Annotated in this window: 20 protein-coding genes and 1 pseudogene; 15 read left to right on the plus strand and 6 right to left on the minus strand. The window is 60.4% G+C overall.

The features are described from left to right. Positions 1 to 72: 72 nt before the first annotated feature. On the minus strand, positions 73 to 246 hold the full coding sequence (locus EKD05_RS27145) for a DUF433 domain-containing protein (RefSeq protein ID WP_370374887.1): 174 nt from the start codon (positions 244 to 246) through the stop codon (positions 73 to 75). A 55-nt stretch (positions 247 to 301) separates the two neighbouring features. On the opposite strand from EKD05_RS27145, the gene EKD05_RS07610 reads away from it, so the two are divergent. The 3 genes from EKD05_RS07610 (at position 302) to EKD05_RS07620 (ending at position 2,882) form a co-directional block, all read left to right on the plus strand. Continuing rightward, the gene (locus tag EKD05_RS07610; protein WP_129671842.1) at positions 302 to 1,336 is read left to right on the plus strand and encodes a sodium-dependent bicarbonate transport family permease; all 1,035 of its coding nucleotides are present in this window, start codon (positions 302 to 304) and stop codon (positions 1,334 to 1,336) included. Positions 1,337 to 1,456: 120 nt separating this feature from the next. Beyond that, on the plus strand, positions 1,457 to 1,759 hold the full coding sequence (locus tag EKD05_RS07615) for a DUF3240 family protein (RefSeq protein WP_129671843.1): 303 nt from the start codon (positions 1,457 to 1,459) through the stop codon (positions 1,757 to 1,759). 457 nt (positions 1,760 to 2,216) lie between these two features. Continuing rightward, positions 2,217 to 2,882: a hemolysin III family protein gene (locus EKD05_RS07620; RefSeq protein ID WP_129671844.1), complete on the plus strand. Its 666-nt coding sequence runs from the start codon at positions 2,217 to 2,219 to the stop codon at positions 2,880 to 2,882. A gap of 392 nt (positions 2,883 to 3,274) precedes the next feature. On the opposite strand, the gene EKD05_RS07625 is transcribed toward EKD05_RS07620, so the two are convergent. Then, entirely contained in the window at positions 3,275 to 3,733 is a 459-nt protein-coding gene (locus EKD05_RS07625; RefSeq protein ID WP_129671845.1) for an arsenate reductase ArsC, read from the minus strand. A gap of 404 nt (positions 3,734 to 4,137) precedes the next feature. After that, the gene (locus EKD05_RS07630; protein ID WP_129671846.1) at positions 4,138 to 4,767 is read right to left on the minus strand and encodes a molybdenum cofactor guanylyltransferase; all 630 of its coding nucleotides are present in this window, start codon (positions 4,765 to 4,767) and stop codon (positions 4,138 to 4,140) included. Positions 4,768 to 5,109: 342 nt separating this feature from the next. On the opposite strand from EKD05_RS07630, the gene tpx reads away from it, so the two are divergent. The 3 genes from tpx to EKD05_RS07645 all read left to right on the plus strand — a co-directional run bounded on the left by tpx (position 5,110) and on the right by EKD05_RS07645 (position 6,454). Continuing rightward, entirely contained in the window at positions 5,110 to 5,625 is a 516-nt protein-coding gene (gene tpx / locus EKD05_RS07635) for a thiol peroxidase (RefSeq protein WP_129671847.1), read from the plus strand. A gap of 80 nt (positions 5,626 to 5,705) precedes the next feature. After that, on the plus strand, positions 5,706 to 5,951 hold the full coding sequence (locus EKD05_RS07640) for an FmdB family zinc ribbon protein (protein ID WP_129671848.1): 246 nt from the start codon (positions 5,706 to 5,708) through the stop codon (positions 5,949 to 5,951). 26 nt (positions 5,952 to 5,977) lie between these two features. Continuing rightward, entirely contained in the window at positions 5,978 to 6,454 is a 477-nt protein-coding gene (locus tag EKD05_RS07645; RefSeq protein WP_129671849.1) for a Fur family transcriptional regulator, read from the plus strand. A gap of 358 nt (positions 6,455 to 6,812) precedes the next feature. Here the strand turns inward: EKD05_RS07645 and EKD05_RS07650 are convergent, their stop codons facing one another. Both EKD05_RS07650 and EKD05_RS07655 read right to left on the minus strand, forming a co-directional pair. Continuing rightward, positions 6,813 to 7,877, minus strand: a complete 1,065-nt coding sequence (locus EKD05_RS07650) for a sigma-70 family RNA polymerase sigma factor (RefSeq protein ID WP_240695680.1) — start codon at positions 7,875 to 7,877, stop codon at positions 6,813 to 6,815. Between the two features lie 175 nt (positions 7,878 to 8,052). Further along, on the minus strand, positions 8,053 to 8,775 hold the full coding sequence (locus EKD05_RS07655) for an SDR family NAD(P)-dependent oxidoreductase (RefSeq protein ID WP_129671850.1): 723 nt from the start codon (positions 8,773 to 8,775) through the stop codon (positions 8,053 to 8,055). A gap of 408 nt (positions 8,776 to 9,183) precedes the next feature. Between EKD05_RS07655 and EKD05_RS07660 the strand changes: the two genes are divergently transcribed. From EKD05_RS07660 to EKD05_RS07680, 5 genes are all read left to right on the plus strand, one after another. Next, positions 9,184 to 9,642, plus strand: a complete 459-nt coding sequence (locus EKD05_RS07660; protein WP_129671851.1) for an SRPBCC family protein — start codon at positions 9,184 to 9,186, stop codon at positions 9,640 to 9,642. Positions 9,643 to 9,658: 16 nt separating this feature from the next. Further along, positions 9,659 to 9,919 carry a GlsB/YeaQ/YmgE family stress response membrane protein gene (locus EKD05_RS07665; RefSeq protein ID WP_129671852.1) on the plus strand — a complete coding sequence of 87 codons (261 nt, stop codon included), beginning with the start codon at positions 9,659 to 9,661 and terminating at the stop codon, positions 9,917 to 9,919. Between the two features lie 572 nt (positions 9,920 to 10,491). Then, positions 10,492 to 13,128 (plus strand): histidine kinase, encoded by a 2,637-nt coding sequence (locus EKD05_RS07670; protein WP_165360634.1) that lies wholly within the window; start codon positions 10,492 to 10,494, stop codon positions 13,126 to 13,128. A 202-nt stretch (positions 13,129 to 13,330) separates the two neighbouring features. Further along, positions 13,331 to 13,636 (plus strand): response regulator transcription factor, encoded by a 306-nt coding sequence (locus EKD05_RS07675; protein WP_165360635.1) that lies wholly within the window; start codon positions 13,331 to 13,333, stop codon positions 13,634 to 13,636. 12 nt (positions 13,637 to 13,648) lie between these two features. Continuing rightward, positions 13,649 to 13,990 (plus strand): response regulator transcription factor, encoded by a 342-nt coding sequence (locus EKD05_RS07680; RefSeq protein ID WP_129671855.1) that lies wholly within the window; start codon positions 13,649 to 13,651, stop codon positions 13,988 to 13,990. Positions 13,991 to 14,036: 46 nt separating this feature from the next. Here the strand turns inward: EKD05_RS07680 and EKD05_RS07685 are convergent, their stop codons facing one another. After that, on the minus strand, positions 14,037 to 14,711 hold the full coding sequence (locus EKD05_RS07685) for a LuxR C-terminal-related transcriptional regulator (protein ID WP_165360636.1): 675 nt from the start codon (positions 14,709 to 14,711) through the stop codon (positions 14,037 to 14,039). Positions 14,712 to 14,723: 12 nt separating this feature from the next. Here EKD05_RS07685 and EKD05_RS07690 point away from each other — a divergent pair, with 12 nt between their 5' ends. The 4 genes and pseudogenes from EKD05_RS07690 to EKD05_RS26655 form a co-directional block, all read left to right on the plus strand. Further along, positions 14,724 to 16,001 carry a serine hydrolase gene (locus EKD05_RS07690; RefSeq protein ID WP_165360637.1) on the plus strand — a complete coding sequence of 426 codons (1,278 nt, stop codon included), beginning with the start codon at positions 14,724 to 14,726 and terminating at the stop codon, positions 15,999 to 16,001. Then, the gene (locus tag EKD05_RS07695; RefSeq protein ID WP_129671858.1) at positions 15,910 to 17,883 is read left to right on the plus strand and encodes an alpha/beta fold hydrolase; all 1,974 of its coding nucleotides are present in this window, start codon (positions 15,910 to 15,912) and stop codon (positions 17,881 to 17,883) included. Before EKD05_RS07690 ends, EKD05_RS07695 begins: the two co-directional genes overlap by 92 nt. 882 nt (positions 17,884 to 18,765) lie before the next feature. Further along, positions 18,766 to 19,404 (plus strand): annotated as a pseudogene (locus tag EKD05_RS27150) (choice-of-anchor Q domain-containing protein); the annotation flags it as partial. A gap of 793 nt (positions 19,405 to 20,197) precedes the next feature. Beyond that, a partial coding sequence (locus tag EKD05_RS26655; protein ID WP_370374885.1) for a collagen binding domain-containing protein occupies positions 20,198 to 21,880 on the plus strand: 1,683 nt, incomplete at its 3' end.

Here is a 21,880-nt window from a genome sequence, read left to right on the forward strand (position 1 = left end):
AAAGAGCTTTTGAGCATGACAGTGGGAGTGCCGACTTCAGTCGGCCTCAGCCGACTGAAGTCGGCACTCCCACTACGTAGGGCGCAAACTGTCATTTGAAATACTCATACCTGCGGCAAGATATAACAGAACATCATACACGGTTAGACGCAAACCACGGATGACTCGTCTGCTTGAACCTCTCCGAAGGGGTAGGAAATGACTACCCGTTGCACGGTTTATACGATATTTATTTCGTAATATTATATTCGTATATTACGGCAGCGGCAGGTACATGATCCCGATAAGGAGGAAGAATAGCGTGAATTTTTTGTCGGATTTTTTGGCGCTCTTTCTGGAAAAGTTACAGTCGCCGACCCTCGGTTTTCTCATTGGTGGTATGGTGCTTGCTGCCTTCAAGAGCCGATTGGAAATTCCAGATGCGATCTATAAGTTCATCGTCTTCATGCTGCTGCTTAAGGTCGGCCTAAGTGGCGGCCTTGCGATCCGCAATGCCGATCTGGCGCAGATGGTGTTGCCCGCGCTGTTTGCCATGCTAATGGGCATCCTGATCGTGTTCATCGGGCGCTACACCTTGGCCCTGCTGCCGAACGTCAAAGTCGTAGACGCGATTGCGACTTCTGGCTTGTTCGGTGCTGTGAGTGGCTCTACCCTTGCCGCCGCCCTGACACTACTAGAATCGGAAAACATAGCATATGAACCTTGGGCTGCCGCACTCTATCCCTTTATGGATATTCCAGCGCTCGTGACGGCGATCGTCCTGGCTCGCATGCATATCAGCAAGCAGAAGAGCCCCGGTGCCGCACAGGATCAGCCCAGTGGCGTCGAGGGCGAGCCTGTTCAGATTTGGCCTATCATCAAGGAAAGCCTGCAAGGCTCTGCCCTATCAGCACTATTGCTTGGCCTTGCCTTGGGGCTCTTCACCCAACCGCAAAGTGTCTATGAGAGTTTCTTTGATCCCCTCTTTCGCGGTCTGCTTGCGATCCTGATGCTGATCATGGGTATGGACGCCATGGCAAGGCTCGGCGAGTTGCGCAAGGTGGGTCAGTGGTATGTCCTGTATGCTGCTGTCGCACCACTCTTGCATGGGTTCATCGCTTTCGGTCTTGGCATGATTGCCCACTACACAACAGGCTTCAGCCTTGGCGGGGTTGTCGTTCTGGCTGTCATTGCCGCCTCTAGTTCAGATATCTCAGGGCCACCCACGTTACGAGGCGGTATCCCCTCGGCTAATCCCTCTGCCTACATTGGCGCATCGACAGGTATCGGCACACCAATTGCCTTGGCCTTGGCAATACCACTCTTCATCGGACTTGCTCAGGCTTTGAGTGGCTAAAGCTCAAAGAGAGCTCAGTCTTTGGTATCATCATCTCTCGTGGGAAGGTTTGTACATATTGAACGGCCTGTTACTGTAGTGGCGATTATGTCTGACTAGTATAAGCGTGAGGGATATCGCATGAATACCGTTACCATCAAGCTTGTGACGATCGTGGCTGAAGGACTCCTACGTAATCGCATCATCGATGATCTCCTCAAACTGGGGGCGAAAGGCTACACGATCAGTGAAGTCCACGGTCATGGCTCCACCGGGATCAGCGAGCAATTCAAGGATGGCCCGCAAGTGCGGATCGAAACGCTCGTGGCCGATGATGTGGCCGCCCGCATTCTTCAGCATTTGCAGGAACGCTACTTCAACACATACTCGGTGATTGCCTACGTCCTCGATGCGACGATTGTACGGGCCGAGAAATATCGGTAGGCAAGGTTTCAGCATAGGGATATGTGTTTGTGACACTCTGCTTCGCCCCGGTTCCCCGTGCTGCTGCACCGACAGGATATTGACCGCGCCCACCCCGTCGCGATGCCGGCACAAACCACACGGCCCACAGAGGCTGTCTGAAAACTCGACGGGTTGCTCTGGAGTGCCGGCTTTAGCCGGCTAAAGCCGGCACTCCACGGGCACACCACGTGGTGGCGAACAATGCTGCCACCCTTTTCAGACAGCCTCACAGACATACCGTCTGCCGCGTGGTTTGTGCGGGCACCCGCACTGCAGGCACGTCTGGCGCAATGTAACGTTCATTGAACAGGCTGGTCACGATGCCTTCGGCTTCCGCCTTCCGCACACCTCTGAGGGCAATGCGCCCTTGCTCCCACCACGATGACTGCTACAATGTAAGCGTGTTCGTTGCTTCGCTGTTGTGTTGGAAAGAACTATGTCATCACGAGAATCACTGCTATCTTCACCCAAGCCATTATTGCGCGGATGGTCGCATGCCGCCGGCGCCGTCGCCGCCTTGATTGCCACGGTCATCCTCTTGATCCAGACATTTGGCGATTACCCACGCTTTTTTGCGCTGCTGGTCTTTGGGCTGAGCATGATCCTACTCTATGCCGTCAGCGCCATCTATCATATCGGCAACTGGCCTGAGCGCCAGCGCATCTTTTGGCGCACGTTTGATCACGCGAATATCTTTATCTTCATCGCTGGTGCCTATACGCCGATTGCGGTTATCGTGCTTGATGGCACAATGCGTATTGCTATGCTGGTGCTCATCTGGACTCTGGCGCTCGTGGGGGCGGCGGCGTCATTCTTCACCCTCCGTATGCCGCGTTGGGGGTTAATCTTACTCTACATCGGCATGGGCTGGATCTCCCTGATTCTCCTTCCCCAAATAGTGCAGGCCATCTCCTTTCAGCCGGTCCTGCTCTTGATCGCCGGGGGCTTGTCCTACACCATTGGCGCGCTGATCTACGCCTTCCGCTGGCCCAACCCGCTTCCTACGATCTTTGGCTTTCACGAGATCTTCCACCTGCTGGTCATCGCCGGGACGGTGGCGATTGCGACCACGATCTGGATCTGGGTGCTGCCTTTGGCGTAAATGAATCCGCTTGACCAGACCTCACAGATCTTTCGCTCCGGCGCGCCTGCCCAGCGGGGGGAGGGCGCTTGCATCTTCCGTGTATGCACCCCGCCAAGGGCACCCGCAAGGGGTGCCCGTACATCGGGCGTGGCCCCCACCGGGTTGCGCCGGGGCCGCGCACACCACCACGACGGCCCGTCCGGCCTGTAGGGGCACCCCTTGCGGGTGCCCTGATAGGTAGGGGCACCCCTTGCGGGTGCCCTGATAGGTAGGGGCACCCCTTGCGGGTGCCCTGATAGAGCGTATTTTTGTATCCGGTTTCGTATGATGCAATCGCCCTAGCACTCCCTGATGTCATGCGTAAAAGCTATGAGCTGGCTAAAGCCGGCACTCCGAAGCAAACCGTAGGATCACACAACCACGTTATACCCTGCTTCCCGCAAAAGCTTGCGCTTATTCAAGAGCCAGAGGCTCAGGCGGTCACGGATAAAGTTACGGGCATTGCGAAAAGCGCGGAGTTGCGTCTCTTCGTCGCCTTCGACTGACGACGGATCTTCAAAGCTCCAGTGAACCAACTCGGGTTCGCCAGGGAACGTCGGGCAGGTTTCACGCGCACGATCACAGACGGTGATGATGACATCAAACAGTTGATCGGCATACTCGCTGACGTGCTTGCTCCGTTGCCCGATGAGCTCAATGTTTACTTCTTGCATCGCCTTGATTGCAAGGGGATGGATGCCGCTTGGTTCATTGCCTGCACTATGCGCCTCGAAATCACCTTTGCCCATCGTGCGGGTCAGCGCCTCGGCCATTTGCGAACGCGCCGAATTGTGCGTGCAGAGAAAGAGAATGCGCAAAGGGTAGTGCATGTTGTGCCTCCTGTAAGACTTACATCAACTGATATTGATATTATACAGGCTGCTCGGGCTTTTGTATAGGGGGAGGTGCAGGCGCTAGGGCGCTTGCATATTCCGGCAGAGATGCTTCGCGACGCTCAGCATGACAAGACCTTGCGCAGAGCAGAAACCTTCGTTGACACACTACTAAGTAGTCTGTAACGTAAGTTTCTGATGTTGCTACACCCTGGGTACGCGGTCGTCCCGCCCGCTTCGCGACCACCAGCGGGCGAGCCGCCCGCGCACCCAGGAATGTCAGAAAACTAATGCTGACACCCTTTTCAGCCAGCCTCTCAGGCCACGAAGGTGGCCTTTGCAGGTGAAGCCGAGCCGTTCACGGCGACGGCAACTATAAATCAACTACATTTGATGTAAAATCATATAAGGGCCTGAAGCTCGGCGAGGTCGGGTGGTGTATTGAGGCTCCGCAGGCTCTGTCCAGCGGGGTCATAGCGCTGCCAGAACGCTGGTTCGATGCAGATAACGTCAAGCCGAGGATAGACATCGATAATGCGCCGTTGCCCTGCTTCAAGCACCTGGCGCATTGGCTCAAGGCAGGTACGGCGATAGATCGCGTGGAGTGGTTCGAAGCCGGCCAGGTTGCGCGTCGTGGTTGAGGTGGCGTGGCGCGGCACGAGCAGATCATAATTGCGCGGCCAGGCCAGCATGGCGGCAAGCAGCGTCTGGTTGAGCAAGGGCATATCACAGGCCACGACGAGTGCGTAGGGTGTGGTGATGGCCTGCAGACCGCTGTAGATGCCACCCAGCGCACCACCATCAGAATAGATGTCAGATACCGTGCGCACCTTCAGGTCAGGCCAGGCCGAGGCATCGTTCAAGACCACGACAACCTCGGCACACAACGGTGCCACCACCGCGAGCGTATGCTCGAGCAGGGTTGGCCCAGCGTCACCCCACAACCGCAACCGCCGCTTGTCGGTGCCCAGGCGCCTGCTCGCTCCTCCAGCCAGCACAACTGCCGTTACCGTTGGATCTAAGATGTTCATAGGTGTTCACCGGATTGCGAAAACATGTACCATCCAAGCCAGGGCGATTGCGTCTTCCGTGTATGCACCCCGCCAGGGCACCCGCAAGGGGTGCTCGTACACCGGGCCCGGCCCCCGCCGGGTTGCGCCGGGGCCGCGCACACCACCACGACGGCCCGGTCGGCCTGTAGCCCGTAGGGGCACCCCTTGCGGGTGCCCTGAGAGCGCGTCTTGTTGTCTCCGGTTTCGTATGATGCAATCGCCCTACCATCCAAGCCTTTGCCAGTTGACAAAACCTGTGCATAGCATCTACAATCAGGAGTGTAACGAAAGCTACGTGTTAGGTATCTAAGGAGCACTGCTATGATCGAACGTCCCGAGGCTTTTAATTTTTTTGGTTTGCAAAGTCTGTTTGGCCCCGAGTTGAAGCCGGGTGATGCTGCGCCTGATTTCAGTTTGCTGAATGCCAAACTCAAGCCAGTGACGATGGCCGCTTTTGCTGGCAAGCCGCTTGTCATCAGTGTGGTACCGTCGCTTGATACCGGTGTCTGCAACAAGCAGACGTTGCGCTTCAACGAAGCTGCCGCGACGCTTGGCGACAAAGTCAACTTTATCACGGTTAGCGCCGATCTGCCCTTTGCGCAGGCGCGTTGGTGCAGCAGTGCTGGGGCCGACACGATCCAGACGCTCTCGGATCACCAGGCAATGAGCTTCGCGCAGAGCTATGGCACCTACCTGCAGGCCTTCCGCCTTGAGAGTCGGGCCGTGTTTGTCGTTGACAGCGCTGGCGTGATCCAGTATGTTGAATATGTACCGGCTGCCGGCACCGAGCCAAACTATGACGCCGCCCTTGAGGCGCTTCACAAGCTCGTCGCGTAAGCGTGCAAGGCTTCCGTGTTGGTGGCTTCGTCGCCAACACGGAACCAATAACAGGGTCTGGGATCGGCCCCAACAAACATATGCCACTGTATATCTACCTCTGCCCCGAATGTGACATCGAACTCGAAGAATTACGCGCCGCGTGGCGCGCCGACGATCCTGTTGAGTGTCCTATCTGTCATGGGCTGTGTCTGCGTCAGGTCGCAAACATTGCTTCCCCTGCCCGCCAAACGCCAGCCCCTATCCGCTATGCCTCGCCTGAGCAGGTCGCACGGGCAATGCACGGCCCCGCGTGCAGTTGCTGTCGTCCACGTCGCCGCTCGTAGGCCAGGCATGCGATAAGCGTACCACGATGAGTGATCCTTGCCATGAAGATGGTGCCGTCATTGAGTTGAGTGAGCACGAGTGGCAACAGCAGGTGCTGGCCGCGTTGCAGGTTGATGGGCAACGTCTGACGGCGCCGCGTCAGGCCATTGTGCGCTGGATTGCCGCGCAGCATACGCCGTTTAGCGCCGAGGCCTTGACGGCAGCGCTGAGTCCCCAACCGGCCAGCGTTGGTCGGGCGACCGCCTATCGTGCGGTCGAATGGCTACGCGACCAGGGCTGGTTGGCGCGCGTTCAGACCGAGCGGGGCGATTATACCTATGCGCGCACCTTGCCGGGCCATCACCACCATGCGGTCTGTACCCGCTGTGGCGCTCTCTTGATGTTTGAAGGCTGCGCGATGATCGACAGCTTGACCAGCATGTTAGAAGCTCAGGGGTTCCAGGTGCAAGGGCATATTGTCGAGCTTTTTGGCCTCTGTGCAACCTGCAAAGCACAAAAGTAGGGGCGCAGCAGCAACTCGCCCATGCCTCAATAGTGTGTCACGTAAGTTTTCGGGGGTCGTTGGCCGACCACGAATGGGGGCCACGAATAAACGAATACGTGCGTGGAACAGTCCCTATTCGTATAAACGAATACGTGCGTGGAACAGTCCCTATTCGTATAAACGAATACGTGCGTGGAACAGTCCCTATTCGTATATTCGTGATCAGTATTCGTGGTCGGCGGTGCGACCGGGAAACTTTTGTTACAGACTAAAAATTTCTGATGTTGCTGCACCCAGGTGCCCAACCGTATTGCCACAAAGGCGCAAAGGGTGTGGATGCACATCCATCAAACCCTCTGCGCCTTTGCGTCAAAGCCTAATCCAGATAGCCGTGGAGCCGCATGCCAACGCTGGGGTGGCGCAGGCGGCGCATTGCTTCGGCTTCGATCTGACGCGTGCGTTCGCGGGTGATGCCAAAGGCAACCCCGACCTCTTCCAGCGTGCGTCGCTGCCCATCAAGCAGGCCATACCGCAACTGGAGGATCTTGCGCTCGCGTTCGGGAAGGTCGTTCAGCGCTGCATTGAGTTCTGCGTGCAGCATATTTTGCGCCGCAATCTCCATTGGTGTCTCAAGGCTTTCGTCAGCCAGCACTTCACTGACCCGGCCTTCACTCTCGTTATTCAACGGTTGCTCGAGCGAGACTGGTTGGGTGGAAGCCTGGAGTAGTCGCTTGACCTTGCGCAGGCTCATCCCCAGGGCATGAGCCAGTTCGTCGGCGGTCGGTTCGCGCTCGAGTTGCTGTTCGAGCCGGTAGATCGCCCGCCGCAGATGGACAATCGACTCGCTCAGGTGGACAGGCAGGCGAATGAGCCTGCTCTGCTCGGCGATCGAGCGGGTGACGGCCTGACGGATCCACCAGGTTGCGTAGGTGCTGAAACGGTTACCTTTGGTATAATCAAACTTTTCTACGGCCCGCATCAACCCGATGTTGCCCTCCTGGACAAGATCCATAAAGGCCATCGGACTCCCAATATATTTTTTCGCCACACTGACCACAAGGCGCAAATTAGCCTGGATCAGCTTACGGCGGGCATCTTCGCCACGCGCAACGTCCTGCTCAAGTTGAAAACGTTCACGTCCGTTGCGATAATCTTCATTATTAATGCGCATCCGGGCTTCTTTGCCCCGGGTAATCTGCATGGCAAGCTCACGCTCTTCGATTGCAGTCAGCAGGGCAACCTGCCCGATCTCATGCAGATAAAGCTGAATTGAGTCTTCGACGGGCTCGTTATCACTACTCTCGGCTTCTTCGAGTTCAACCTCTTCGAGTTCGAGCTCTTCCGGCTCGGTTCCCCATGCCCCGCCATCTTCCTGCACATCTTCGGAAAAGTTCTGCTCAAGAACTTCTGTACGCTCATTCATTTTTTGGAAGGTACCCACAGCATCTTCTCCTGAGTCAATGGGCGGAGCTTATACATCCTGTTGCTATCTGGTGCGTTCGCGTTTGTTGTCACCCCCTGGTTGGTTGATGTGGCCGATATCGGGGTTTCAACAATTGGTATACATCTATTCTATACTTTGCACAGGATTTGTCAAGCCTTTGTTTGCCCCAATTTTAATCTTTTTCGGTTTGCCAGGTATGTGCGTCCACTGTCTGCCCCGTCTGGCTCCGGGGAGGCAGGCTTGCCAGGGCCACCGCAACCCGGCCAATTTCATCGGGTGACAGCAGACCAGTACGGACTTCAGGCACGGTTGCGCGTACCATCTGGGTATCAACAAAACCGCCGGGGTGCAGGGTATTGACATTTACCCCGTGACGACGGAGATCTTTCGCCATAATGCGCGTGAGGCCATCTACGCCACATTTTGCCGCGTAATAAGCCGCAAAACCAGGGGTCACGATGCGTTCGAGGGGCGCCCCGACATTGATAATATTGCCGCCGCCAGCTGCGATCATCTGCGGGAGCACTGCGCTGGAGACGAGAAAAGTCCCTTTGAGCAGGGTATCGACCACAAGATCCCACTGTGCCTCACTCGTTTCGGTGATGGGTGCCCGCAGACCAACGCCTGCGCTATTGATCAGGATCTTGATGGTCCCGAGTTGCTCGTAAACCTGTGCAACGAGGCCTGCAACCTGTGCAGAGTCGCGCACATCAACGGGGAGGGCGAACGCCTCTCCGCCCTGCTCTTCGATCAACCAGGCGGTCTCGGCGATTTCGTCGGCGCTGCGTGCAGCTACGACAACGGTCGCACCTTCGTGCGCCAGGGCCATCGCCATCGACCGGCCAAGCCCGCGCCCGCCTCCGGTTACCAACGCTATCTTCTTCGCCAATTGCATCGGTCAGTCCTTTAAGCTGTGCAATAGGTGTGCATTGTGCACACCTATTTGTACCATATTTGCACAGCTTTCGCTAGACCTTTGCCAAAAAATGAGAAGTCTTTCATCATCATCATACCCGAGAGCTTTGACGGTGGCTAGCAATTCAGGTAGAGCAACATGATAGACACTCAAGCTCACAGCCGACGACTTGGCGCGCATCACCCCCGCCTGTAGGCGGAGGCCATGCCCACCTGTGGGTAAGAGCCGTTGCTCCCCTGGACGCTACACCTTGGCCCGTCGCTCAACTACACTAAGCAGGTAGTGGAGCGTGCGTTGCACTTCGTTTTTGTATCCGTGCTAGCAAGCGGATCTGCAAGGGCGGTTACGCCCTACCCCACACAGGCAGATGAGAAAGGAGCAGGGCATATGGCGGTGAGCTTCAATCAGCACGTCGATATCGACGCGCCGGGGCCGCAGGTCTGGGAGTTGGTCTGCGACCCGGCGAAGTGGCCGCTTTGGATCGAGCAGATGGAGGAAGTGGACGGGATCGGGTCGCTGGCGCCGGGGGCCGCGTTTGCTTGGCGGCATGGCGACGAGCGTGGCAGTGGTGCCGTGATCGAGTTGGATGCGGGACGCTTTGTGCTCAAGCTCGCCACCCGCATCGGCGACGATGAGCGCACCCACACTTTTGATGTCGATAAGTCGGGCGGCTTCCTGGGCATCGGTGGGAATGATGCGCGGGTACGCTATACCTACAGCTTTGATCCGCCCGGCGGCATGTTGGGCGACTTTGTGGTCGGTGGCAACCCCGCAGATAGCCTGCGGGTGAAAAACACCCTGCACAAGCTCAAGCAACTGGCCGAGTCGTTGAGTCGCACGCACTAGCAGAAGGGAAGGCAGCATGAGCTTTATCGTTTGGATCATCATGGGCCTGATTGTCGGCGCGATAACCGGCTTTCTGATGAAGAGCAGTTACCCCTGGTACATCGACCTGCTGCTGGGCATCGTCGGCTCGGCGGTCGGCGGTTGGTTAAGCACGGTGTTCCTGGGCGTCGATCTGAGCGGTGGTTTCAACCTAACCAGCCTGGTTACAGCGGTTGTCGGCGCGGTGATCGTGGTCGCGATCGTGCGCCTAGTCTTCCGCGGACGATCGTCGCTCTGACAGCTACGACTGTTGCCCTGACCGCCCTGGCCCACAATCAGCACTGCTTCGATCCGGTTTATTGCATCTTCCGTGTAGGCACCCCGCCAGGGCACCCGCAAGGGGTGCCCGTACACCGGATTCGGCCCCTGGGCCGGTAGGGGCACCCGCAAGGGGTGCCCCTACACCGGATTCGGCCCCCGGGCCGGTAGGATGCACCCCTGGCGGGTGCCCCTACACCGGATTTGGCCCCCGGACGGTAGGCGCACCCCTGGCGGGTGCCCCTACACCGGATTTGGCCCCCGGACGGTAGGCGCACCCCTGGCGGGTGCCCCTACACCGGATTCGGCCCCCGGACGGTAGGGGCACCCCTGGCGGGTGCCCCTACAATGGTATACTGAAATAACCTAAGGCTGTGAAATACGTTTTCCGACTTTCCGCCCCCTTCCCAACCTCGCCCCCGCTGGGGAGGTGTCCGGCTTCCTGCCCCAGTGGAGGAGGACTGGGGAGGGGGACAACAGGTTCGTGAAACACCGGAAAACTTCGTTGACAGACCAATCAACTTTATGACGCTTCATCCTCAGCCGCCGCGCATGACACCTGAACCTGGCCTTGCCTCTGATCCACACGGGCGGCTGTCGGTCGCGCTGGCGGTGTGTGCCCAGCGCCTGGCCGCCGATCCGGTCGGTGCGGTTGAGGAGCGCGAGGTTCTGGCGGAGGTGCTCGTCACGCTGCGCGAGAGTGCCGGGGCGCTGCGGGCGGTTCTGTATGAGAACATCACCCTGCCCACGGTTGGCCCAGCTGCGCGGTTGCTGGTCGAAGTCTGGGCGCCGAGCGAGCGCTCGCTGACCGAGATCTATGGGCTCGAGCGCACCCTCATATGGTCCAAGATGACCGACGCCGACCGCATGGCGATGGCGGCTGGCGAGCCGATTGGCGGCTCAATCGCGCAGCGCTTCGCCGACGCGCCGCTGATGTGCGCTGACCTCGATGAGCTTGGCATCGGCACCCTGCACATGTTCCCGATCATGTTCAGCGGGCAGTGGTGGGGCCACCTCGGGCTCAGCCACCGCGAGCCCCAATCGTGGAGAGACTCTGAAGTTCAGTTGATGCGCGCCGCCGCCGCGATGATTGGCATGTTCCTCCAGCGCAACCGCGAAGTGGCTGCGCTGCGCGCACGCGAGGCGATGCTCGAGGGGCTCAGCGATAGTCTGCCCGATGCGTTTCTTTACCAGATTGAGGAGCAGCCTGACGGCACCTCGCGACGAACCTACCTGAGCCGCAGCTTGGAGCAGCGTAGCGGAATCAGCGTTGATCTGGCGCTGCATGATTTCGACCTCTTGCCTACCAGAATGCATCCGGATGATGTCTCTGCTTACGAGGCGGCCAAGCAATATGCCCAGAAAAACAACACCCCCTACAAGTTTGAGCATCGCTATACCACCACAGATGGCAGCATCCGTTGGATGCGCTGGCACTCCTCGCCGCGGGTTACGTCCGATGGACGTCGGCTTTGGAGCGGCCTGGCCACCGATATTACCGACTATCAGCAGCTCCAGGAGTCGCTGCGCCAGGCCAACCAGAATCTGCGTCGGCGCATCGATCAGCTGGTGCTGTTCAACCAGATCGCCCAGCATCTCGGCGGCATGACCAACACGTCCACGACCCTGTCGGTTGTCTGCAGGCTGATCTGCGCCATGTTCAACGCCAGCGAGGTGTTGGTGGCACTGCGCGACCTGCCCGCTCGTGATCTGAAGATGGTTGCGCGCGCCGCTGCCATGGACGTCGACGATCTTCTGTCGCCGACGATGCTCGCCAGGATCGAGGCCAGCTTGGGTGCCGACAACGGCGTGACCTGGGTTGAAGGGCCGACCCCTCCGGGCTATGTGGTGCTCGCCGTGGCGCTGGCGGCGCAGGATATGCCGATCGGACTGTTGCTGATCTGTGTCGCTCAGGCTGACGCCCATCTGTCCGGTGAGATCATCTCGCTGGCCCAGACCGTCGCTGGTGCGATCGCTGGCGCTGCTGTTGGAGCCCAGCTCTACGTGCGGGCTGTGCAGAGCCGCGAGCGCCTGGAGCGGCTGAACGCTGCCAGCCGCATGATCAATGAATCTGGCCTCGACCCGCAGGCGCTCTACGGTGCCATTCATTGCGCCGTCGCCCACCTGATGCCGGTTGAGGCCTTTGTGATTACCTTGGTCGAGGCGGGCAGCGCCGTGGCCGAGACGGTGTACGCATACGACCTGGCCGGCCTGGAGCAGGGAACCTACCGCTTTGGGCTGGAGCAGAGCTTCGTCGGCTATATGCGCCAGCACGGTTCGACCCTGCGCGTGGATGATTTTAGGCAATTCTACCAGCAGCACCCCGAGGTGAAGTTCCATGTCTATGGCGACGAGCAAGACACGCGCTCTGCGGTCGCCGCCTCATTGCGCACCAGTGATGGGGTCTACGGCATCCTCTTTAGTCAGTGCTACCTGCCGGGGGTCTACAGCGATGAGGATCTGACCATCCTGGAGCTACTGAGCGTGCATGCGGCGACGGCGATCCAGAACGTGCGCCGGGCGCAGCAGCGGCGCCGCGACGCGATCGACGAGGAGCGCAGCCGCCTAGCCCGCGACCTGCACGACTCGGTCAACCAGAGCCTCTTCTCAGCGAGCCTGATTGCCGAGCGGCTGCCCGAGATGATGCAGCTTAGCCCCGACGATGCGAACGAAGGGTTGCGCCAGTTGCACCAACTCACCCGCAGCGCCCTAGCCGAGATGCGCGCCCTGCTGATTGAGTTGCGACCGGCGGCGCTGGCCGCAGCCCCGCTGCACCAGGCGATTAACCATCTGGCCCAGGCATTCGGCGGACGACGCGGCATCACGATCAAGACCGAGCTCGACCCGGCGCCGGTGCTGCCGCCCGAGGTGCAGATCGCACTATACCGGATCGTCCAGGAGAGTCTGAGCAATGTGATCAAGCACGCCTATGCCCGTACGGCCCATGTGCGGATGGAGGTCACGCCTTTGGTGGGCGACAGCGAAGTATCTTGGTCGGGGACGATCGACATCCAGGTGCGCGATAATGGGCGTGGCTTCGCAATCGATCAGGTCGGCGTCGGCCGTTTCGGGCTTGAGATCATGCGCGAGCGTGCGACGGCGATTGGTGCCGAGCTTGAGTTGCTCAGCCAGACTGGCGTGGGCACCCAAGTGACGCTGATCTGGTGTGGCAGTGCCGGTGTAGCGTAAGCCTACGCCCTCATCCGCCCACGGGCGCAGTTTGTCCACACCTGTGGGTGGGGGTAGGCTCCCCTGTGAGTGCTACCTGGATCGTACACGACCGATTATACTCTCAAGCAACTTGCCTGGGGGTTTGCAGCTGTGCGACTCAGCATCGTCAATGCGCCCAACGAAGGCACCAGCGTCGTGCTTTTCTGGAAAGGAGGGAGCCTTGAGCGATGAGCGCAAGATCCGGGTCGTGATCATCGACGATCACGCCATGACCCGCATGGGCCTCTCCTTTATGCTCAAAACCTTCCCCGACATCACGCTGCTCGGCGAGGCCGAGAGCGGCGTTGATGGAGTCAATCTCTGTGTGGCCCAGGCTCCCGATGTGGTACTGCTCGATATGCGCCTGCCCGACCAGGATGGACCCAAAGTGGCGGCCGCCCTGCGCAGCCACCTGCCAACAGTGAAGATCATCGCCCTGAGCAGCTTCGACGACCACGACCTGATCAAGCGCGCCCTGCAGGCCTGAGCGATCAGCTATGTGCTCAAAAATGTCTCAGCGCTCGAACTGGCCGAGGCCATCCGGCGCGCCTTCCAGGGCAAGGCGACTCTGGCGCCCGAGGCGATGCAGGTGCTGGTCGAGCAGATCCAGCGTGTTAGCCAGCCACAGATAGAGTTAACCGAGCGCGAGCGGGGCGTGCTGCAGCTGATGGCCCGCGGGCATTCGAACGGCCAGATCGCCGAGCAACTTTTCATTAGCCCGGCCACCGTCAAGGGCCACATCAGGACCATCCTGAGCAAGCTGAATGTCGACAGCCGTTCCGAGGCCATTGCCCATGCCTGGGCCAGCGGCCTGGTTGAGCGCAAGGGCGATGAGGAGTGAGCATCGTTTTACAACCAAGGGCGGTTGCAACGCATCCGCCCTGCCTCTACAGCAACCCCAGTTTGCGGGCGCGGGCGATCGCCCCCGCCCGCCGGTTCACGCCCAGTTTCGCATAGGAGTTGCGGATGTGGGTTCGCACCGTGTTGACGCTGATCGTCAACACGTGGGCGATCTGCTCGTAGCGGTAGTCCTCGGCGAGCAGGCGCAGCACGGCCTGCTCTTGGTGCGTTAGCCAAGCCGCAGTTGGCGCGGTGCTGTCGGAACCGATGCTATCATGCACGCGCAGCAACTGAGCGACGCCCTGGTCGACGAGCGGCAAGAGTTCAGGGATCTCGCGGACAACCTGGGTATAGCCGGTCGCGTTTGCCAACTGGAGCGCCTGATCCAGCGCGACGAGCGCATCGCGCCGTCGGCCGAGCCTAAGTTGCTGCCAGGCGCGAAAAGTCAGCAACCATAGCTCATTAAAGCAGTCTCCAGTCTGGCTGTACCACTGGAGCCCCCGCTTGAGCAGCGGGCTTATGGCGGCCAGATTGAGGCCACGTGCGATATAGGCCTGTAGAAATGGTATGAGCAAGCTGTGGGACTTGCTGGCCGGGTCGCTCTCTAGATCGACGCCAAGGCCGCTCGCCAGGTGCCAGGCCTCATCGTAGCGCTGCGTGCGCAGCAGCAGCGTAATCTGAAGGCTGACACGCAGGCGCAGGGTACCGGGGAGCACCGGCACAGCAGATACTTTGTGCAGCTCTTGAGCAGCGCCGCCAATTATTTCATGGTTGACAACCAGTTGTACATCAACCTGATAGATGACGCGGGCGTCATCCGGCTTGGCCCGGCCGGCGAGACGGCTGACGTCCCGGATGCCGATGCTGTAGCAGCAGCCGAAGCGGCCCAGTTGGCGGCCATGGTGGCCGGGATCAAGGCCAACCCGTGGAAGTGGACTTCGTTCGGCAGCGCAGACGAACAAGTCACTGTCGAAGACCCCGCCAGCTACACGGTGACCTTCAACGAAGACGGCACGCTCGACATCAAGGCTGACTGCAACGACGCCTCCGGCACCTACACCCTGGATGGCGCGAACGTCTCCATCGCGATCGAGCCAGCAACACTGGCCGCCTGTGCGGGCGATTCCCGCAGTGAGCAGTTCCTGCAACTGCTGGGCGACACCGCAAGCGTGCTTCCGCTCGAAGGCCAACTGTTCGCTCCTTCAAAAACCGAAGGTAGCACGATGATGTTTGAAGCCGTGATCACCACGGTCGTCGATCTGTGCGGCGAACAGGCGCTTGCGATCAACACAGTCGAGGACACGCTGGCCCCTGAGATCAGCGCCATGCTCGACCAGGGATTGGTAAGTCTCGTGCAGGAGGGGGCACACCCCGGGCCTGGCGCCTCCATGCTGATCATCACGCCCGAGGGACGTTACTTCAAGTCCACCGGGGTTGCCGACGTGACCACCTGCGAGCCACTGCCGACCGATTCCCCCTACCAGATCGGCAGCAACACGAAGATGATGACTTCCGCCATGATCTTCCAACTCCAGGAAGAAGGGGTGCTTGCCACCAGTGATCTGCTGAGCAAGTGGCTCCCTGAGCTGGCCGCCGCGTTACCCAACGGCGACCAGATCACCATCGACATGCTGCTGACCCACACCAGCGGTCTGCACGACTACTTCGACCTGCCGACCGAGGACGGCGCAACGATTGAGAATGGCACCAAGGACAAGGCCATGCTCACCCGCACCTTCACCCCGGAAGAATTGGTGCAGGTGGTCGCCGACTCGGGCCTTAGCGACTTCGAGCCGGGCGCGGAAGGACGATGGAAATACAGCAACACCGGCTATATCCTGCTCGGCCTCATCATCGAAAAGGCCACTGGCCGGTCGTACGAGGAGAATCTGCAGGCGCGCGTCTTCGAGCCGCTGGGCCTTGCAGCAGACCTACCTGCAGACGGGCCAGCCAGAGGCGGGTGCGCTGCCCCAGGCCTACTACACCACACCCTTTGCCTACACCACGAGTGAATGGAACGCCAGCCAGGGCTGGTCGGCTGGCGCCGTGGTGTCTACACCCGAAGAGTTCGCCGTCTTCCTCAAGGCCCTGTTCGCCGGCCAGCTCTTCACGCAGCCGGGGACCCTTGAACTGATGGAGCAGCACGCTCCGGCCGGCGTGGATGCACTGGGGGCGGGCACCATCTATGCGCACGGCATGCTGGACAACAACGGCGTGCTGGGCCACGGCGGCCAGACCCTGGGCTTCGAGAGTGACGGCGGTTACGTCCCCGACAAGGACGTGACCATCGTGATGTGGAGCAACGCTGCCTCAAGCAATGTCGTTCGCACCATCGTGCCCCAAATCGCCGGCGTCGTAACGGGGGCCGCAGCAACCGGGCAGGCCGGGCAGGCCGGGCAAGCTGCCCTGCCGCGCTTCGAGCCGCTGGATAAATGCTTCGCCGACCCCCCGGAGGGTCTTCCGGTCGATCTCAACCTGGACTGCGGTTACGTGGTGGTGCCGGAATCGCGCAACGGCGGCAGCGACCGCGAGGTGAAACTGGGCATCACGCGCCTCAACTCCGGGCAGGGAACCGCCAACTCGCCTCTGTTCATGCTGGCGGGCGGCCCTGGCCAGACGGAGGCCAGCCCTGAATACTTCAGCCTGTTCCAGCCCGATCTGCTGGGCGGCATTCTGGCCGAGCGCGACATCGTGGTCGTCGAGCAGCGCGGCACCGAGCACACCGATCCCTTCCTGAATTGTCCAGAGGCTAACTCTGCCCTGTGGACCGCCTACGAGAAGGGACTGACCGGCGACGATGCTGTCGACTACGAAACCGGAATCATTCAGGATTGCATCGACCGATTCAAGGAACAGGGACTGAACTTCGACAACTTCAACAGTGTGGAGAACGCCGCCGACGTGAATGCCGTCCGTGAGGCGTTGGGCTACGACCAGATCATCTACTACGGCGCTTCCTACGGCTCCCAGCTTGGCCAGCACGTCATGCGCGACTTTCCCGATATCCTGGAAGCTGTGGTGCTGGACGGTGCCGCGACGCTGGCGCGCAAGAGTTGGATCGAAGATCGGGCGCTGGATGCGCAGTGGGGCATCGACAACCTGACAAAGATGTGCGAGGCGGACGCGAAGCGTATCGAGAACTATGACATCCCGGCTCTGGTAGACGCTGCGCTGGCGCTATTCGACAACGGACCTTTGCCCTACACCTACACCGATCCCAACGATCCGTCGCTGACAATCGAGGGCGAGGTCACGCTGGACGACATGGTGAACTTCATCTACGGCAACCAGGGCAGTCTCGCCGGGATTGCGGGCCTGCCGTCATACCTGAGTGCACTGGTTGATGGCGGCGCGGAGGCGGTTGCCGCGTTCCTGGGCGCCCAGAAGGGAGGCACCATCGTGGCCAGTCGCACTGCCATGAAGGGCGAGATTGCTTTGCTCATGCACATGGCCATGGTCTGTTCGGACGATCCTGTAAAATCGGCCGACGAGCTGAAACTGGACGGAACCGGTCGTTACGCCTCCCTCTTCGGCCAGACGGTCGCCGACCAATACGTCCAGTTCTGCTCGCTGATCAATGTGAAGGAACTGCCGGATTCGACCGACATTCCCGTAACAACAGACGTTCCCACGCTGTTGTTGAGCGGCGATCTGGACGTCGCGACACCGACCTTCCGCAGCCAGGAGGTAGCCGACGCCTTGCCGGATGCCACCCTGGTCGTCTTCCCCGGCCGCACCCACGTCCAGATAGCAGGCGCCAATCTCTGCGCCGGCCAGGTGATGACACAGTTCGTGCTGGATCCGACGGCGACGCTGGACACGAGTTGTTTGGCCGAGGCGCCGGTGGTGGGGTTCGTTCTCCCCGATGGGAGCTCGAGCAAGGATGCGGAGTAGGGCGAGTGAGGTGAATTTTGACCACAAAACGCACTGCCATCGCCTTGATCTTCTTCTGCGGCTGGCTGGTCATCCTGTAAAACGCTCTTCGTTGAACTGTTGTCTATTTTTTGGCCCATCAGGAGAGGGAAGAAAATGTATCACACCCAATCGATCAACCTGAAGCAGAGTCTACGGCGCATCGGCAGACTGGTCGCGCCGTTCATGGCCGCGGCCATGTTGGCCTTGCTGCTGCCCGGGCTAGTCCTGGCCGCTACCTTTACTACCACAGTAGATACCGGCACCAACGCGCTGGGCGATGCCGGTGCCGCCAGCGCGGTCGCGCTGAAAAGCAATGGCCTGGCGGTGATCAGCTATTGGGATAAGACCGCCGGCAACCTGGGCGATCTGAAAGTGGCCTTTTGTAACGACCCGGCCTGTAGCAACCCCACCATTCAGACCATCGGTGTAATGGAGGGGACGAGGACAACCTCGGTGGCCTTGACCACTGGCGACGTGCCGGTGATCAGTTACCCCGGGGCCGTGACCATGAATGTGGCTTTCTGCAACAGCGCCACCGATTGCAGCAGCCCCACCATCAAAACTCTGGATACCGCCTCCTCCGGTACTGTTAAATTGGGGGAATTCAGCTCGCTGGCCATAAACAGCAGCGGCTTTCCGGTGGTCAGTTATGATGAGTACATCAATTTGGGCGGTTCTCAAGCGAGCAGGCTAAAAGTGGCCTTTTGCCAGGATGCCACCTGTAACAGCGTCACCACCCGGGTGGTGGCTGGCGATGGCACCACCACAACTACAGGAGAATACAATTCACTGGCGCTGACCGGCGGCGATGTGCCGGTGATCAGCTATGCAGAGGCAAGCAATACAATCGGTGGTCGTCTGATGATAGCCGTCTGTGAAAGCGCTACGGATTGCAACACGCCCACCATCAACATTGTGGACGATAGCATCGTTGGGGCTATCCCGGTCTCGTTGTTGGGGAGATACACCTCGCTGGCGCTGAACAACAGCAGTTACAACCTCTTTGAGGTGGAGTCCTGCGACTTTGGCGAGTTCACCAATACCATCACAGGCGACCCGAAACTTGGCCCGCTGGCCGACAACGGCGGCGACACCGAGACCCACGCCCTGCTGGATGGCAGCCCAGCCCTCGACGCCGGCAGCAGCGCCCTAACCACCGACCAGCGCAGTGCACCGCGCCCCTTCGGTCTGGCCGATGACATCGGCGCCTACGAGAGCCAGCTCATCGGCACCATCATCATCGCCAAGCAGACGGCCCCGGCCAACCAGGGCGACTTCGACTTCTCCCACAACATCACGGCGACCACTACCTTCACCCTGGCGGGCGGGCAGAGCGAGACCTTCCTCAACGTCGCGCCAGGCACGTACACGGTCACCGAAGAAATCGAGGCAGGTTGGCGGCTCGTGGACCTGCGCTGCGACGACGGCAACAGCGCCCGGCCCTCCAGCGGCAGCACCAGCACACGCACCGCCACCATCGAAGTGGAACTGGGCGAGACGGTCACCTGCACCTTCACCAACAGCGAGGACGATATCATCTTCGTCCAGAAAGCGACCAGACCGGCCGGCGGTACGGGCTTCAACTTCACCGTGGGCGGGGACGCCTCCACCACCTTCTCGCTGGACGACGGCGGCATACAGGCGCTCGACGTGGTGTCAGGTACCTACACCCTCACCGAGACGAATCCCAGCCCAGCCTATAACCTCGCTGAGATTGACTGCACCATCTTCGGTCCGGGTCCGACAGACGAGACGCCTGCCCCCGGCAACCTGGCCACCGGCAGCGTTGACCTGACCATGAGCAGCGGGCAGGCGGCCTTCTGCCTGTTCACCAATGACAAAGCCGGCACGATCACCATCGTGAAGGACGCCGACCCGGCCGACGACACACAGTTCGACTTTGAAATCGTCGGCAGCCCGCCGTTCTCGAACACGCTCTTCAGCTTGCAGAACCCGCTCCAGCCGTCGAAGACGTTCACCGACGTCGTGCCCGGCGTCTACGGCGTGACGGAGGGTGCGCTGGCCGGCTGGGCGTTGACCGACATCGACTGCCAGTCGACGCTCGGCACGTCGAGCTATCTGATTGACTTGCCCACGCGTGGTGGCAACATCACCCTGGCCCCGGGCGACGACGTCACCTGCACCTTCAGCAACACCAAATTGGGGACGATCTTTATCGGGAAGACGACGATACCGGCGACCATCAGTCCGAGTTTCGAGTTCACCCAGACCATCGACCCCGCAAACGGCGCTTTCCAGCTCAACCACGGTGGCTCATCCCTTCCTGGATGTGGTGCCTGGTCAGTACATCGTGTCGGAGATCAACGTGCCGGCGGGCTGGCAACTGAGCGACCTGACGTGCAACGACGGCGGCAGCGCCACGCCTTCGACGGTGGACCGGGCGACGCGCACGGCGACCATCAATGTGGAGCCGGGTGAGTCGGTTGGCTGCTACTTCGAAAACACACAGTTGGACACCATCGTCGTCATCAAGCGGGCGGTGGGCGGCGACGGTCGTTTCGCCTTCGCCAGCCCGCAGTTTGGCGCGTTCCAGCTGAACACCAGCAACGGCACCCAGCAGCAGAGCTTCACCAACCTGGCGCCGGGCAGCTACCGCATCACCGAGACCGTGCCCAGTGGCTGGACGGCCAGCGTGGCCGACCCGGTCTGCTCCAACGGTCAGCGCGCGAGTAGCCTGACCCTGGGTGCGGGCGAGAGTATCACCTGTGTCTTCGTCAACCTCAAGCAGGACACCCTGGTGGTCGAGCAGCGCACGGTGGGCGGCGACGGCAGCTTTGCCTTCGCGAGCCCGCAGCTCGGGGCCTTCAGCCTGAGCACGACGGGCGGCGCGGCCAGCCGATCCTTCCCCGCCCTGCAACCAGGTACCTACGCCATCAGTCCGACCATCCCGACCGGCTGGGTGCAGAGCGGCGCGACCTGCTCGGATGGCAGCAGCCCGAGCAGCGTCAGCCTGGCCCCCGGCGAAAACGTGACCTGCACCTTCATCAATACGCGCCTGAGCAGCATCACCGTTATTCAGCGCACCATCGGGGGCGATGCGAGCTTCACCTTCACGGGCGATCTGGGCAGCTTTAGCCTGAAGACAGCCAACGGTTTGGCCAAGCGGAGCTTCCGTGACCTGAGCGCGGGCACCTACGCCATCAGCGAAACGGTGCCGAGCGGCTGGGACCTGACGAGCGCCACGTGCTCGGATGGCAGCCGTCCCGATGCGATCACGCTTGATCCGGGCGAACAGACGACCTGTACCTTCGTCAATACCAAACGGGCCAGTCTGACCGTTGTCAAGCAAGCAACCGGCAGCGATGCCACCTTCACCTTCAACAGCACCACCCTGACCCCGGACACGTTCACTTTGGCAACCAGTGGGAGTGCCGCGCAACGCAGCTTCGCCGACCTCGCGCCCGGCACCTACGACCTGAGCGAGGCACCGCTGGCTGGCTGGCGTCAAGACGGCGTCACCTGTAGCAACGGCAGCCCCGCCACGGCGATCAGCCTCAGCCCGGGCGAGCAGGTGACCTGCACCTTTGCCAACACCCAACTCGACGCGATCACCGTGATCAAACGCACGGTCGGCGGCGAGGGCAGCTTCACCTTTACCAGTACGGGCCTTACTCCATCCAGCTTCAGCCTGACGACCAGCAACGGCACCGCGCAGCGCAGCTTCACCAACCTCGCCCCTGGCACCTACGCGCTCACCGAAACGGTACCAGTCGGCTGGACGGCCCAGGAGACCGACCCGGTCTGTTCCAATGGTCAGCAGGCCAGCAGTTTGACCCTGGGCGCCGGCGAGAGCATCACCTGTGTGTTTGCGAATCGCAAGAATGACACGGTCATCGTCGAACAGCGCACCATCGGTGGGGATGCCACCTTTGCCTTCGCAAGCACCCTGCCCGGGGCGAGCAGCTTTGCCCTGACCACCAGCAACAACATCACCCGGACAAGCCTGACCAACCTG

The sequence above is a fragment of the Candidatus Chloroploca sp. Khr17 genome (genome assembly GCF_004138165.1).
Lineage (GTDB): Bacteria > Chloroflexota > Chloroflexia > Chloroflexales > Chloroflexaceae > Chloroploca.